This is a genomic window from Clostridium sp. LIBA-8841, from assembly GCF_034439435.1.
GTDB lineage: Bacteria > Bacillota > Clostridia > Clostridiales > Clostridiaceae > Sarcina.
Genome location: NZ_JAPCKJ010000003.1, coordinates 187,977 through 203,506 on the forward strand (window position 1 = coordinate 187,977; position 15,530 = coordinate 203,506).

Genomic DNA, 15,530 nt, shown 5'->3' on the forward strand with positions numbered 1-15,530 from the left:
ATATATATTATACACGCTTTCTCTATGAACTTTCTTTTAACAATTAAAATTTCTAACAAATAATTTAAATTTGTTCAATATAAAAACACTTTAAACATAACAAGATAAATAAAACTCCTTATTAATGTTCAAAGTGTTCTAATTTGCATTTATAATTTTTTAATTAATGTTATTTTTCCCCTAGATAAGATTAAAACACCTTCGTTTTCTAACTTCTTAAGTTTTCTACTAACAACTTCCCTTGAAGATCCTATTTCTTTTGCAATCTCATTATGGGTAATATAAATATTACTTGTACCTTTTTCTTTTAAAAACTTAGCAAGTCTAGTATCGATTGGCTCATGTATTATATTTTCGTTTTTATCTATTATTCCTCTGAACTTTCTATATAAATCTTTATATAATAGTTGAAAAAACTCTAAGTTATTAAATAAATATTTGCTTAATACTTCTGGTGGAACTATAAACATTTCTAAATCTTGAATAGCATACCCTTCTATGTTAAGAGGAAGACAATTCATAAAGCATCCAAGAGCTTCATGACATAATTCACCTTTCTTTATAGTATATAAATTAGTCTCATCTCCCTCTTCATTTATTCTTTGAATTTTTAATTCTCCTTTAATTACTAAAGGAAAACCTGCACAACTTTTTTCTTCACTTGACTTAATGAATTCCCCACTTTCAAGTTCTATTAATATTATTTTTTCTTCAAAAGCACCATGACTCTTCTTATTTATATCCTTTAATACTGGATATATCTCATAGAGTAAGTCTAATTTTATACTTATATTCTTGCTCATATCTAAAACTCACTCCTTTTTATTTTTTTAGGCTCTTTTTAAATTAGTGTTGATTTTAAGATATGACTGTAAGACCATCTTAATGAGCAATACTTTGCGAAATTAAGCTAGGTCTGAAGGGCTAGCTTAAAATAAACATTCACTTAAAACATAGCTTTTATTAAAATCTTATTTATGCATTGTTTCTAGGTTTTCTCACTACCAAACTTATTTATCTACTAGGTTTTATTTTTTTTACCTCTTCTCTTATATTCATATCCATTTTTTTTAATATTTTTAAAGCTAACTCTTTTTCCTCTTTATTAAATCCTTCTGTAAGTATTTCTGACATATTACGGAGAACATTTCTAATATCCTCTTCTATTTCCTTTGCCTTATCTGTTGAATAAAGCCTGTGCTTTCTCTTGTCAACTTCATCTTTTTCTTTATATAAATACCCTTTTTCAATTAAAGATTTAACACCTTTAGCAACCTCATATTTATCTACCTTTAAAAGATTAACAATTTCATCTTGGCATATACCTTCTTTGTTATAAACCTTAATAAGATAAATATACTCACTTTTATTTATATTAAATCTTTCAAGATTTTTACCTATATAATAAACATTATTTCTATATATTCCAGTTATAAATTTTCCAAATAGTTGATCATCATATAAGATTTTCACAGCATTTCCTCCTAGTAAAACTCTCTATATTTATAGTAGCAAATAAAATTACAAAATAAAACAATCTCCTTTTACAACTTAATTAAATATAATAGTTGTATAAAGCAACTATTATAGGAGATATTAGATGAATCATGATTATATTTTAGGCGAAGAAAAAATTCTAACTGCCTTAATGAAATTAAGCATTCCAGCAACCCTTGCTATGCTTGTTAATGCTATATATAACATTGTTGATACAATCTTTGTAGGTCGTGAAGTTGGTGCTTTAGGAATTGCAGGTGTATCCATATACCTTCCCTTACAAATGATTATGATGTCACTGGCAGCATTAATTGGTATTGGTACAGCTTCAATTTTCTCAAGAAAAATTGGACAACATGACTTAGAGGGAGCTAATAAAGCTTTTGGTAATCTAATTTTATTAGTATATTCCTTTTCAATATTTACATTAGTATTTGGATTTATATTTTTGGAGGAACTTGTAAAATTTCTTGGTGCTAGTAATGAAGTCTTACCTTATGCAATGGATTATGCTAAGTCAATACTTCCTGGAGTTTTATTTTTTCCAATTTGTGTAGCAGCTAATAATATAACAAGAGCTGAAGGAAGTGCAAAGGATGCTATGTGCTGTATGAGTATTGGAATGGTTGCAAACATAATTCTAGACTATTTGTTCATATGCAAATTTAATATGGGAATAGTTGGTGCTGGTTTAGCAACATCAATTTCTAAATCACTAAGCTTTTCATATTTAGTTTATTATTTATTAAATAAATCCTCTGTAAAAATTAAATTTGAGTATATAAAATTTGATTTTTCAATATTTAAAGAAATTATTGCAATAGGTTCCTCTGCTTTCATAACTCAAGTATCTATTAGTCTAGTTACATTACTACTAAATCATTCCTTAGTTAAATATGGTGGAAATCTTGCCTTATCCATATATGGAATAGTGTACAAACTTACCTTGTTTATACAAATGCCTTTATCTGGACTGGTTCAAGGAATGCAGCCTATTGTTGGTTTTAATACTGGAGCTAAAAACACGACTAGGGTTAAGAATACATTTAAATTAACATTAATAATATCAACTTGTATTGCTACAATTTTCACCTTAATAATATTAATAAAATCTGATATATTCATGCAATTATTCACAACAGATGCTATTCTAATAACTGAAGGAAGTAAGGTATTGAAAAGTAATATAATTATGTATCCAGTACTAGGCATATACCTAACATCTATTGGTTTCTATCAATCAACAGGAAGAGGAAAAGAATCATTAATTTTATCTTTACTAAGACAATTTATTTTCTTTATTCCACTTTCAATAATACTACCATTATTATTTAACCTTGACATATGGGGTATATGGATAGCCTTCCCTATTTCAGACTTCCTAGCATTCATATGCACATTAATAATTGCTAAAATAAGCCTTAATAAAAAGTCTATAAGCAATGAATCACTAGTTTAATTAACTATCTAAAAACTTTAAAAGGGAGTATATCAAACTTATATACTCCCCAAATAATTTCAGTTCATTTTCTTTTCAACCTATTTATCAATAATATTCCTTCTACTATAATTAAAAGTAATACTATTTATATAACCTCTGAAACCTTCTATTTTTATTAAAATTTTATTGATGCATTATTTCTAGGTGTTCCTTCTGGGTATTCATAAGTATAATCAGGAAGTTTATGATCTTGATGAATATCTCCATTTAAAGCATTAAGCTCATAGGTTCTAGTATGTTCTCCATTGAAAAATATATTACCATAAAAAGAACCATCTGCTGGAGTTATATACATAAATAAGTTCTCTCCTGAATGTTCCGGATAGCGTTTAAAATAAGCCTTTGCAATAACCTTTTCGGCTTCTCCATAAGTTATGTATGGAAATCCTGGCTTTTCTCCTCTCTCATTCTCTGAGATATTTGTTTTATAATAGTATGTTTTTAAACTAGCCTGCTTGTTTTCATTTTCTTTTAATTCTTGTTCCTTCTTAGCTGTTTTTTCTTGCTCTACTCTTTGTTTTTCTTCCTCAATTCTCTTCTTTTCAGCTTCAGCTTTTTTTCTTTCCTCTTCTTCTTTTTCTTTTGCTATTCTTTCAACTTCCTTCTTTTTCTCAATCTCTTTGTTTATCTTATCTTTTAAGCTATTTAATTCTGTGTTTATAACTTCTACAGTGCCTTCATTGGTTGTATTTAATATATCTAAGGCCTCATCTAGCTTATCTTCATCATAAATTTCAGTTGCTAATTTAATCTTTTCCTCTTGAACTTCTATATCAGATATCTCTTCAAGCTTCTTATTAACTTCTGTATTTTCTTTTATTTTCGTACTTTCTATATATAGATTTTTAGCCTCTTCATAATTATTAGCTTCAAATTCAGCTAATGCTTTTGAAATTAAATTATTATATTTTGCTCTTTCTCTAGCTTCAGAAACAACTATCCCGGTTGTTCCTACCAATAAAATAACTGTAGCCGTAATAATAACAATTTTTATTCTCTTTTTTCTCACACTAATTCCCCTTTAACCTATATTATCTTTTTAATTTTACAATTAGCTTTAATAATATTAATAGAATACACTTAACATTAAATTTATTCTTCAACAGATTATCATAGGTATTATGAAAAAACAATTTAAGGGAATATTAATTTAAACTTTCTTAATACATCTTTAATCATTAGCTTATTAAATGAATTATATAAAATTTTAATTTTTCTTTTTAATTAATTTTTACTACAAGTTATTAATAATTCTATTATGAAAATATTGTCCTTTAAAATATAACTTTAAAAATTTCGTTAATTAAATATACACATATTTTTTTCTAACTTTTTAATGATATACTTATGTTATATGTAAAAATATGGAGGTTTTATATGAAAGAATTATTAGAATCAATATTTTTATCCATAATCATTTCAATTGCAGGCTTATTTTTAATTTCTTTAGTGCTACCATCAATTGAATTGGCATCATTAATTCTTGTTTTAACAGTAGTAATACATTGCACACGACTAATTATAACTAAGCTTGATGAACTAAAAAAAGACTTATCTAAAAACAATGAAAGTATTAAAACTACAGAAATTAAGGATACCCTGTAGCTAAATTTAATTATGAGTGGCATAAACCTTACACCACTCATAAAACTTTTAATTCCTTATTTAATATTAATTAAAATTATATTCTGTTACTATTGGCTCTCTATTCATTGTCTTATCATTAAAATATTCGTAGAAAGAAAGTGCCAAGAAACTTCCTGCTATATTAGTTATATTACTATATCCTAAGTTTTGAAGAACTAAAGCTGCATTATAACTTCTTTGACCAGTTCTGCAATGCACGTAAACTGGTATATCCTTTGGAATTTCATTTACTCTTTCTCTTAATTGGCTAAGAGGAATATTTTTTGCTCCTTTTATATGACCTCTTGCAAATTCTCCTTCTTCTCTAACATCTATAATATAAGCTCCTGATTCTACTAACTCTCTTACTTTATCTACATTTACCTGTTTAAATGATTCTCTTAATAAATTTGATCCTACATAACCTGCATAGTTTACAGCATCCTTAGCAGTATCAAATGGTGGTGCATAACAAAGCTCTAAGTCTCTTAAATCATCCACTGTCGCTCCAAATTTTATAGCAGTTGCAACTACATCTACCCTCTTAGTTATATCACCTTTTCCTATAGCTTGTGCTCCTAAAACTCTTCCTGTAGGAACCTCATAAATTAATTTAAAATGAATTGGATGACTTCCTGGCATTATTCCAACCTTATCTGATGGTATAACTCTAACTATTCCATATTCTATATTCATTTTTAAAGCCTTTATTAATCCTTCATTTAATCCTGTTGATGCTCCATTATAATCGAAGACTTTTATTGCTGATGAACCAATATATCCTTTGTTTAAAACTGGTAATCCGTTTATGTGGTCAGCCGCATTTCTAGCTTCCTTTTGAGCTGGCCCTGCTAATGAAATCTTTGCCTGTGATTGAGTTAATGCATTAAATACTTCAATAGCATCTCCTACAGCATAAATATCTTCATCTATTGTTCCATAGTTTTGATTCACTTTTAAAGCACCAGTTACTCCTATTTCTAATCCTGCTTCTCTTGCAAGCTCAGTTTCCGGCGCTATTCCAATTGCCATAATAACAGCATCAGCCTTTATTTTCTTTCCAGACTCAAGTATAACCTCATTCTCACCAAATGATGTAACCTTTTGTCCTAATATTAGATTAATTTCATGGTCATATAATTCTTTATGAATAATTTGAACCATATCATAATCAAAAGATTTTAATATTTGATCCATAGCTTCTATTAAAGTTACATTAAATCCTGCTTCTTTTAAATTTTCAGCAACCTCAACTCCAATAAATCCTCCACCTATTACAGTAATATCTTTAACACCATCTGATTTAACAAAAGTATTTAGTTTATTTATATCTACAACATTTCTTATTGAAAATACATTAACCTTCTCTATTCCTGAAATATTAGGAATTATAGGCTTAGCCCCTGGAGACAATACCAATTTATCGTAAGATTCTGTATAAGTTTCATCTGTAACAAGATTTCTTACAGTAACTTCTTTTTTATCTCTATTTATAGAAACAACTTCATTATTTACTCTAGCTTCAATGTTATATTGTGCTAAAAACTTTTCTGGACTCATAAGAATAAGTCTATTGGCTTCTCCTATGGTTCCACTTAAATTATATGGAAGTGAACAGTTTGAAAATGATACATTAGGTCCCTTTTCAAACATTATAATTTTATCTTCTTCACTAAGTCTTCTTAGTCTTGCTGCTACAGAAGCGCCTCCAGCAACTCCTCCAACTATTAAAATCTTTCTTCTCATATTTATACCTCCAAATTTCTCTAAAATTTATCGAACACTCTAATAATTTTTCTTCATAAAATACATCTTACAAACTACTTAAGTTTTGTACCTACATATGAACCAATACCACCTGACACATTTACAACATCGTATCCTTCTTTACTTAAAGTACTTGTTGCTCTTGAACTTCTTCCTCCTGATTGGCACATTATATAATATTTCTTATCTTTATCTAGATATTTTGATGGATTTCCTAATATATCTCCCATAGGAATATTTTTAGAATTTTTTAAAGCTCTTAATTTATATTCATATGGTTCTCTTATATCTATTAAATTTATTTTTCCTAACATAGAATCTAAATCATTAACATTTATACTTTCTGCCGAACTTCTTCTTAAAAATGAAAACATAATTTTTTCCTCCGCTTCTCATACCATATTTTATTTAGATTTAATCTCTTTATATAAATCAATATTTCCTTTTATTAAAGAAATTAATTTTTAATCTTCCTCATGACCTTATTATAATTCTAAAAAAAAGATACTTATGTGACTAAGTCACACAAATATCTTTTTTTATATTAAATCTTAAATTTTCTTAGTACTTTTAAAAAGCTATTGTTGTAAAACTATATGATTAATATATATATATTAATCAACTTACTGTTCTAGCTATATTTTCTAACTTTTCATTTAATTCTTTAATTTTCATATTAACTCTTATTTGTTCATTTTTTAATTTTTCCGCTATTCTTCTTATTTCACCTTCAAGTTCATAAATTTCATACAATGAGCCTTTTGTATCTTCTTTATCTGAAAAATCATTAAGCATACAATTAAAGAAGTGATCGAAAATATAAGCAGTTCCACTAATATCCTTATCTTCTAAAGACATTGTTTTTCTAACAGCTTTTAATTCTTCGTTTAACATCTCAACAGAATAACTTAATCTTTCCATAGTAGATTTTATATAATCTATTTTTTCACTATTTTCTATGGAATTTATTATCCCTGTACCTACAATAGTATATGGTCCCCAATTTTCAATACCTTCTAAAGCGCTTTTTATTTCATCAGCTATCATGAGAGCATTTTCTGCTTTATTTAAAACTTCTAAAACCAAAACTTTTTCATTTAAAAGAGAGCTGATTTCATTTTCATATTTAATTATCTCATCTTTAACATCTAAATTACTTCTTTTTAATATATCTATTTTTTGTATTATAAGAGCTTCATATTGATTATCCTCTACTTGTAGCTCTCTTAACTTTTTCTTTTCTTCCTCTAAATCATTGTTTAAGTTTTTAATATCTGATTTTAAATTATCGTATTTCAATTTAGCATCTAAGTACTCTTTCTCTTCCTTGTTTAATTTTTCTTTTTTATTATTCATTATACTTGCCATTAAGTTTGAGAAAGAAAATGATTTTAGCCTTTCTACATCTTTTTCTTCCTTAATCAAATTTTTTTCTAAAACTTTCAATTCATCTTCTTTATTGCTTAAAGCTTCTTCTATTGATGAAATTTTATTTTCCAAAGCTTCTTTAAGTACCTTATTATTTCTATACTTTTTGATTTTTTCATCTATTTCTTTAATCATTTGCATGTCTCTTCTATTACTAACACTTTTAAAAAATTACAAATCATAAGTTTTTAAAATTATTAGCAACTTCTCCTCCTCTTCATCAAAATTTAATTGTTCCCTATTAAACTGAATATAGCATACCCCTAACTTATTGTAAATATATGTATTACTTTATTCAGCAACGTAAAATTTATAGTTTAATTTAAAGTAATACATATATTTTATTTCTAATTAATTTTTCTCAATAATTTTTTCTAATTTATCATTCAAAGTATTAATTTTTACATTTATAATATTTTCTTTTTCTTCTAATCTATTTATTAACTTTATCATCTTATTCTGAAAGTCTTCAATCTTATATAAAGAATCATTTATTTCTCCTTGGACAGAAAAATCAGTAAATATGTTATCAAAGAAAATATCAAAGGTATATGAAAGTCCACTTATATTTAATCTTTTACTAAATACTGAAACATCAATATCTCCTAGTTCTTTATTAAGTCTTTCCACAGCATAACTAAGCCTTTCCATATAAGTCTTAGCATCATCAATTCTACTATGTTTAACTGCAGAGGAAATCATTCCTCCTGCGATTATGTCATATGTTCCCCAACTATGAGCACTATCTAAAGAGTCTTTAACTTCTTTACTAATCATTAAACAATTATTAGCCTCTCTTAAAGCCTCTGAAATTTCAGTTTTGCTACTTAATAATTCTTTTATTTCATTTTCAATATGAATTATCTCATCTCTTATATTTAAATTTAATTTTTTAATTAATTCCCTTTTCTCACTTATAAGATCTTTATATCTTCCTTCAATATTGATTAAATAACCTAATCTCTCATTAGTACTTTCTATATCATGTTTCAAATTCTCAACCTTGGACTTAAAGCTATCATATTTAAGCTTTGCCTCTAAATATTCTTTTTCTTCTTTCGCTAATTTTTCATCTTTATTTCTTAGTAAACTAGCCATTAAATTTGAAAATGAAAGCGTCTTAAGCTTTTGAACATCCTTTAATTCCTTTTTCAGACTTTTTTCAAGCTCAAATAGTTCTTTTTCTTTATTATTTAAATCCTCATTAAGAATTAAACTCTTCTTTTCAAGAATTTCTTTTAAAGCTATATTTTCACGGCACTCTTTTATTTTTTCATTTAACTCTTTAAGCATAACCACTCTGCTACCTATATTTATTGAAATATTTTAATAACAATACAAAGTTAAGGTAGCATTCTATCCCCCTTTTCCCAAAATTATTAAAACTATTATAAAACCTTATATTAATTATCAATAATTAATATAAGAAATTTAACATCTTTATACTCTATAATTACCTAATCCTATAATAAAGATGTAAATTCATAAGTTATGAAATTAATTTAAATTATAATTTCCTAATATTATTAAAAAATATCCCAGACCTCTTTTTGTGGATATTATCATTTAACCATACAGATTTATATTTCTCTAAAGAGTCATGTTTTTTCTTATATCATCAATAATTTTTATATTTTCAAACTTTGAAAATATCACTATAGTTCTTCTTATATTTTTCATTTCCCCCTCTCTCTTCTCCTATAATTTTATCACTTATTTTAGAATTTATGTTAATATATTACTTTAGTTTTTTTATTTTACTAAAAAATTTAGGATAGGAACTTTTTAAAAGACCTATCCTATTATTTAGCCTAATTTTTAATTATATCTATGATAAAAACAATCTTCATATTTAATTAGTACAATAAATGTAGCTACTAAAAATACTATTAGCACCAATTTTAATTTAATTCTTGTATTTTTTATGCTTTTCAATTTTATTGTCAAAATATGAGTTAATATTATTTATTAACCTCTCAAAAATTAATACCATATTTATCTTATCTCCCTTAAAGGCCTATTTGTATGATTAATTATATTATGTACCTTATTACACTTAAAGGAAAACGCTTTTCAATTTCTTCTTTAAAAAATTCTTTTATTTCTTGCATATCTTCTTTATTATAAACATATTTGCCATAACCAAATTGACCATATTTAAATTTTCTTTCTTCTTCATTCATAGGAAGTGAGGTATCTGGAAATATTTCAATTATTCTATTTTTAGCCTTTATGGTATATCTATGACTTATGACTTCAAAACCTAAATTTTTATCTTGTTCTATTGGAATTTCGCTTCTTAGCATATCTAAAAGCTCCTTATACTCTTCCTTCCAATTTTTATATAAAAATACTGGTGCAATTATAAATCCTAAAGGATATCCTGCCCTTGCAACCTTACCAGCAGCTTCAATTCTTACTTTTGCTGAAGAAGTTACATGTTCATAATCATTTATTACTTTATCTGTATTTATGCTAAATCTTATTTCTGTGTGACCATTATGATTTAAGTTTAAAAGGCTATCTATATCATTATATTTAGTAACAAACCTAAATCTAGCAAACTCTTCTTTTCCAAAATACTCTATGCATTTAGCCAAAGATTTAGTATATGGTTCAACAGGAATTGGATCTGAAGTTGCTGCCCCTTCAAATATTGTTACATCGTACTTTCTCTCTTTAATATATTTATCAGCTTGCTTTAAAATTTCATCTATATTAACATGTACTCTAACAAAAGGTTTATCCCCTAACTGAGTATTTAAATAACAATATTCACATTGTCCCATGCATCCTGAAACTAAAGGTAATTGATAATGAGCAGAAGGCTTACAACTTTGAAATTTCATACTCTTTTTAACTCCTACAACTAAGGTTTTCTTTCCTTCTCTATACTGCTCATGAAGATTTTCACCTGGAATAGATGATTTTGCTCTATTAGATGTTAAATTTATAATTTCTACTGGTTTTTCTTTAAAAAATCTATATATATCTTTTCCTAACTTATAATCTAAAGATCCTTTTTCAAATATAACTCTCTTTGGAACAAACATATATGTGCTTTAGTAAAAGTACTGACCTCTTACTAAATCCTCCTCTCTAATATTTAATATATAATTATTGTTTCCAAATACTATTTAATAAATTTAAAGAATAATCTCTCTAGGTTTTATGCTATAATTTGCTTAATTGGTAATTTTAAGAAAAGAGGTGTTTTTCTTGATAAACTTTTATGAAATGAATCTAAACGACTTTGAGGCTCTTAATAAAAAATTTCCATATTTAAAAACTCTGTTTTTATTTATTCTAAGTATCCTCTTACTTCTTAGCCTAAATTTATTTTCACCAAAGATAAAAGTAGATGCTTCAATATCTAAATTAACAGAAGAAGATATGTATGCTAATAATTTTGTTGATGAAAATTGGAATGCAAAAGATAGTACTAACTATAGAAATGTAGATATTTCAATATCAGTTAAAAGTTTTCCCTTATTTATAAAAAACTTTAAAGTAGAAAAAGATAAATTGCTTGATTTCTTTGATTACAATTCAAATATTCAACCTATAGGTGGAGGTGGTAGTAGCATTTCTGAAAATTACAGTGGACAATATTCAGAAAATAAAAAAGTTATACTACTCAACGGTGCTACTGATAATGATATTATTAGTAAATTAAAAAATTATAAATTAAAATTCTCTTGGGAAAATATATATGGTAAAAAATTTGAAAAAGATATTAATTTAAAAGAATGTTTTTAAAAATTAATGCTACTATATTATCATAACTTAAATATACATTTAGACTTATACCTTTTATAGCTCTTTTTTAGCTTTATTTGGTTCTTTTCCACAATCTATTAGTTCTTTTTTTCTAATATTTCTAAATGTCTATAAAGAGTTAAAATTGATTTTATATTTAATGTTTGAGTTATTTCGCTGACAGTTTGAGGAACCCCCTTTCATCTTATAAATTCTACTAAAAACTTATATATTTCTTCTTGTTTTTTCATATGTTCACTATATATATATAAAAGAAGTAGCCTTTAATTTTCTTATAAAGCTACTTCTTTTTAGGTTTTTTATTTTTTTCGTATATATTATATTAAAAGAGCTTGTAATGACCATCTTCATTTTTTTCACACTAATAGTTACAATACCAATATATAAGTTTGAATTTTTGTATCCAAAATATTGATATAGATCTAGACCCATCTGGTTCTCTGTTTTATATCTATTTTGTTATACCAAATACAAAACTCTTTAATATTATTTCTTCTTAAATAATGATTTTACCGCTCTTTTGACAACATCAAAAAAACTTAACGACTTAACCATGTGATCTGGGTCAACATATTTTCTAACAGTACGAAGTACTTTCTTTGTTTCCTTAGAAGCAAAAGAATATGTACCATTTTTCTTTGTTTTTATTGCATATCGTGGAATCCACTTTCCTTTTAGTATTACTGACACAATGACATAATCAACCTCTTCCCAAGGAATTTGAATGAATTTTTGGTAATCACTAGAATTATAAAATTCAAAACCTTTGTCACCAATCATTATTTTCCCATAATCCGCAAGGCCTGTAAAAGCTGTTGCATCAACTACTAGATCCACCTTTGTATTGAGTGATTGAATCATACGTTCTACCTCTTTCTACTTAGTATAACAATTTTATTTTATCTATATATTTCTTAAAAGAATTAAAAAGCCATTAACAAAAAAATCAGATAAATATAATTAATGTGCTCATTAAATTTAATACTAACTTTATTTATTTTTTAATTAGAATTTAAATTTAAGTACTTATTCTTCCATTCTATAATATCACAAAAATTATTTTTCTTACTCTACTTTAGCTTCTTTATGTTTAAGAAAAGCCTAGGCTAAGTAAAAAATATTACATTAACCTAGGCTAAATAAAAATATTACATTAAACCTATTACATGGAAAACAATACCGATTACGAATAAAGAAAGAATAATGACAATTGGAGATACTTTCTTCTTAAGTAACCACATACAAAGGAATGTTAATAATAATCCTGCAAGTCCAGGAATCAATGAATCTAAGTTACCTTGTAATGTTGTAACCTTATCAGGAGTTAATGATAATCCAGAAGCTTGTTGCAATAAAGCTTGTTTAACCCCTTCTGCTCCAGCAGGAAGACTATTCCAATCAATATAAGCACCTGGGCTTAACTGAACAGATGATACTACTGGTGTAAATTTAATGGATACCCATCTATTTACCAATGACCCTAATATGAACATACCAAGTATAGATGCCCCTTTTGTAATATCCTGTAATAAATTACCTGATAAATCTTCTGTAATACGAGAACCTGCTTTGTAACCAAACTCTTGTGTGTACCAAGTAAATGCCATACGAATAATATTCCAACCTAAGAAGAATATAATTGGCCCCAATATGTTACCTGCCATAGCAAGTGAAGCACCTAATGCTCCTAATATAGGTCTAACAGTAAACCAGAAAACAGGATCTCCAATACCAGCTAAAGGTCCCATCATACCAACTTTAACCCCTTGAATAGTTACATCATCTACCTGTGCTCCATTTGCACGATCTTCTTCTAATGCTAATGTTACACCAATAATAGGTGATGCTACATATGGGTGAGTGTTAAAAAACTCTAAGTGACGTGTTAATGCTGCTGATCTTTCTTCTTTAGTTTTATATAATTTTTTGATGGCAGGAATTAATGAATATGCCCAACCACCATTTTGCATTCTTTCATAGTTCCAAGATCCTTGAATGAAAGTTGAACGCCACCAAATAGAAAGACGGTCTCTTTTTGTTAACTTTAATTTTTTTTCCATTTTCGTCTTATCTCCTTCCTTAGTATCTATCTATAATATCGCCTATAGGATCTCCCATATTTGATCCACTATTACCTGAGCCACCTTTTTTACTAAGTGCTAAGTAAATAAGAGCTAAAGCTACACCGATTGCACCTAATCCTATAAGTGTAATTTGAGGAATAGTTGCTAATACAAAACCAATTGCAAAGAATGGCCATACTTCTTTTGTTGCCATCATGTTGATTACCATTGCATAACCAACAGCTACAACCATTCCACCACCTACTGCTAAACCATCTGTTAACCAAGCAGGCATAGAAGCAAGTAATGAACTTATTGGACCAGCGCCAATTAGTAAGATTAATGCAGCTGGAAGTGCTATACGTACACCTTGCATACAAATAGCAATAATATGCCACATTTCAACTTTTCTTATATTTCCTTCTTTAGCGGCAGCATCCATAAAATGTACAAATGCTGTAGCTATTGTACGACAAATGATTGTTAGTAATAATCCTGCAACTGCTAGTGGAATTGCTATAGCGATAGCTGAAGGAATTCCTGCTTGACCTTCTCCACTAAGAACTAGAATAATCGCAGCTGCAACAGATGCTAAGGCTGCATCTGGTGCTACGGCAGCACCTATATTTGCCCAACCTAAGGCAATCATTTGAAGACTACCACCTAAGATTAAGCATGGTAGTAAGTTACCTGTAACTAATCCGATTAAAGTACAAGCAACTAGAGGTTGTTGGAATTGGAATTCATCTAGGATACCTCCCATCCCAGCTAAAAATGCAATAATAATAACTAATATTACTTGAAATATATTTAGATCCACGATTGTTAATCCTCCTTTTTCTATTAAAATAATTTATATTATTTTAATTTTTTTAATTCTTCTTGTGCTTTTTTAAGAATTTCATCCATATTTCCTTTTGAATCATTTGGAACTTTACGAACATCAAAATCTAATCCAGCTTTTTTAAGTTTATTGAAAGTATCGATATCTTCTTGATTAAAAGCAAGTACTTTATTTGGTTGAACTTTTCCTGGAGAATGTGCCATAGAACCAACATTAATTGTCTTTAGAGGTACTCCTCCTTCTACTGCTCTAAGTACATCTTCTGGATTTTCAAAAAGAAGCAATGCACGTTGTCCTCCAAAATGTTTATCATCTTTTGCAAGTTTAATCATTTGACTAACCGGAACAGTATGAGCTTTAACCCCTGGAGGAGCAGCTTGTTGAATCAATTTCTTACGAAGTTCATCTTTAGCTACATCGTCTGATACAACTATAATTCTTGTTGGACGCACAGTTTTTGTCCAAGCAGTTGCTACTTGACCATGAAGCAAACGTGAATCAATACGCGCTAAAACGTATTCAAATGATCCAGGTGCACCTACATTAGATTGTTGAGCAGAATCTTCAACAGGTTTATCAGAATCCGCAGGTTCTAATGATTCTGGCTTAACTTTAACTCCTTCTCTAGCTGTTTTTATGATACTAGCCGCAATTTCTTGTGCTGATTCCATTGAAAAACGTGAAGCATAGGCTTCAATAACCATTGGTAGATTCATACCAGCTACGATTGCCCATTTATCTTTATGTTCTTCAACTAGACTATCTGCTTGGTTAAATGGTGTTCCTCCCCATAGGTCAACTAAGAATAAAACCTCATCTTGATTGTCAAAGGATGCAATTGCTTCTTTCATTTTTGCTTTAATATCATCAGGTCCTTCACTAGGCATCAATGTAACCGCTTTTACATTTTCCTGTTCTCCAAAAATCATTGAGCCAGATTGCAGTATTCCTTTAGCAAACTCTCCGTGACTAGCAAGAATAATTCCTACCATATATATACCTCCTATTTTTTTATTTTTTGCGA

General features: G+C 27.7%; 15 protein-coding genes. 2 read left to right on the forward strand and 13 right to left on the reverse strand.

Annotated elements, in window-relative coordinates; genetic code table 11:
- Positions 1 to 149: 149 nt before the first annotated feature.
- Both OIF33_RS09415 and OIF33_RS09420 read right to left on the reverse strand, forming a co-directional pair.
- Complete coding sequence (locus OIF33_RS09415) at positions 150 to 803, reverse strand: Crp/Fnr family transcriptional regulator (protein ID WP_322503992.1); 654 nt, start codon at positions 801 to 803, stop codon at positions 150 to 152.
- Positions 804 to 1,014: 211 nt separating this feature from the next.
- The gene (locus tag OIF33_RS09420) at positions 1,015 to 1,473 is read right to left on the reverse strand and encodes a MarR family winged helix-turn-helix transcriptional regulator (RefSeq protein ID WP_322503993.1); all 459 of its coding nucleotides are present in this window, start codon (positions 1,471 to 1,473) and stop codon (positions 1,015 to 1,017) included.
- Positions 1,474 to 1,600: 127 nt separating this feature from the next.
- Here OIF33_RS09420 and OIF33_RS09425 point away from each other — a divergent pair, with 127 nt between their 5' ends.
- Positions 1,601 to 2,956, forward strand: coding sequence for an MATE family efflux transporter (locus OIF33_RS09425; RefSeq protein WP_322503994.1), 1,356 nt, complete (start codon positions 1,601 to 1,603; stop codon positions 2,954 to 2,956).
- Positions 2,957 to 3,113: 157 nt separating this feature from the next.
- On the opposite strand, the gene OIF33_RS09430 is transcribed toward OIF33_RS09425, so the two are convergent.
- The 7 genes from OIF33_RS09430 to splB form a co-directional block, all read right to left on the reverse strand.
- Complete coding sequence (locus OIF33_RS09430) at positions 3,114 to 4,007, reverse strand: hypothetical protein (protein ID WP_322503995.1); 894 nt, start codon at positions 4,005 to 4,007, stop codon at positions 3,114 to 3,116.
- Between the two features lie 364 nt (positions 4,008 to 4,371).
- The gene (locus OIF33_RS09435; protein ID WP_322503996.1) at positions 4,372 to 4,626 is read right to left on the reverse strand and encodes a hypothetical protein; all 255 of its coding nucleotides are present in this window, start codon (positions 4,624 to 4,626) and stop codon (positions 4,372 to 4,374) included.
- Positions 4,627 to 4,669: 43 nt separating this feature from the next.
- Positions 4,670 to 6,370: an FAD-dependent oxidoreductase gene (locus tag OIF33_RS09440; RefSeq protein WP_322503997.1), complete on the reverse strand. Its 1,701-nt coding sequence runs from the start codon at positions 6,368 to 6,370 to the stop codon at positions 4,670 to 4,672.
- A 74-nt stretch (positions 6,371 to 6,444) separates the two neighbouring features.
- Positions 6,445 to 6,765, reverse strand: a complete 321-nt coding sequence (locus OIF33_RS09445) for a rhodanese-like domain-containing protein (RefSeq protein WP_322503998.1) — start codon at positions 6,763 to 6,765, stop codon at positions 6,445 to 6,447.
- Between the two features lie 244 nt (positions 6,766 to 7,009).
- On the reverse strand, positions 7,010 to 7,954 hold the full coding sequence (locus OIF33_RS09450; protein WP_322503999.1) for a hypothetical protein: 945 nt from the start codon (positions 7,952 to 7,954) through the stop codon (positions 7,010 to 7,012).
- Positions 7,955 to 8,170: 216 nt separating this feature from the next.
- Positions 8,171 to 9,112, reverse strand: a complete 942-nt coding sequence (locus OIF33_RS09455; protein ID WP_322504000.1) for a hypothetical protein — start codon at positions 9,110 to 9,112, stop codon at positions 8,171 to 8,173.
- 740 nt (positions 9,113 to 9,852) lie between these two features.
- Positions 9,853 to 10,872, reverse strand: coding sequence for a spore photoproduct lyase (gene splB, locus OIF33_RS09460; RefSeq protein ID WP_322504001.1), 1,020 nt, complete (start codon positions 10,870 to 10,872; stop codon positions 9,853 to 9,855).
- 166 nt (positions 10,873 to 11,038) lie between these two features.
- Between splB and OIF33_RS09465 the strand changes: the two genes are divergently transcribed.
- Entirely contained in the window at positions 11,039 to 11,578 is a 540-nt protein-coding gene (locus tag OIF33_RS09465) for a hypothetical protein (RefSeq protein ID WP_322504002.1), read from the forward strand.
- Between the two features lie 507 nt (positions 11,579 to 12,085).
- Here OIF33_RS09465 and OIF33_RS09470 read toward each other — a convergent pair.
- The 4 genes from OIF33_RS09470 to OIF33_RS09485 form a co-directional block, all read right to left on the reverse strand.
- Positions 12,086 to 12,460: a DUF956 family protein gene (locus OIF33_RS09470; RefSeq protein ID WP_322504003.1), complete on the reverse strand. Its 375-nt coding sequence runs from the start codon at positions 12,458 to 12,460 to the stop codon at positions 12,086 to 12,088.
- A 287-nt stretch (positions 12,461 to 12,747) separates the two neighbouring features.
- A complete protein-coding gene (locus OIF33_RS09475; RefSeq protein WP_322504004.1) occupies positions 12,748 to 13,659 on the reverse strand; it encodes a PTS system mannose/fructose/sorbose family transporter subunit IID in 912 nt (303 codons plus the stop codon).
- Positions 13,660 to 13,678: 19 nt separating this feature from the next.
- Positions 13,679 to 14,482: a PTS mannose/fructose/sorbose transporter subunit IIC gene (locus OIF33_RS09480; protein ID WP_322504005.1), complete on the reverse strand. Its 804-nt coding sequence runs from the start codon at positions 14,480 to 14,482 to the stop codon at positions 13,679 to 13,681.
- Between the two features lie 38 nt (positions 14,483 to 14,520).
- Complete coding sequence (locus OIF33_RS09485) at positions 14,521 to 15,498, reverse strand: mannose/fructose/sorbose PTS transporter subunit IIA (protein WP_322504006.1); 978 nt, start codon at positions 15,496 to 15,498, stop codon at positions 14,521 to 14,523.
- Between the last annotated feature and the right edge of the window lie 32 nt (positions 15,499 to 15,530).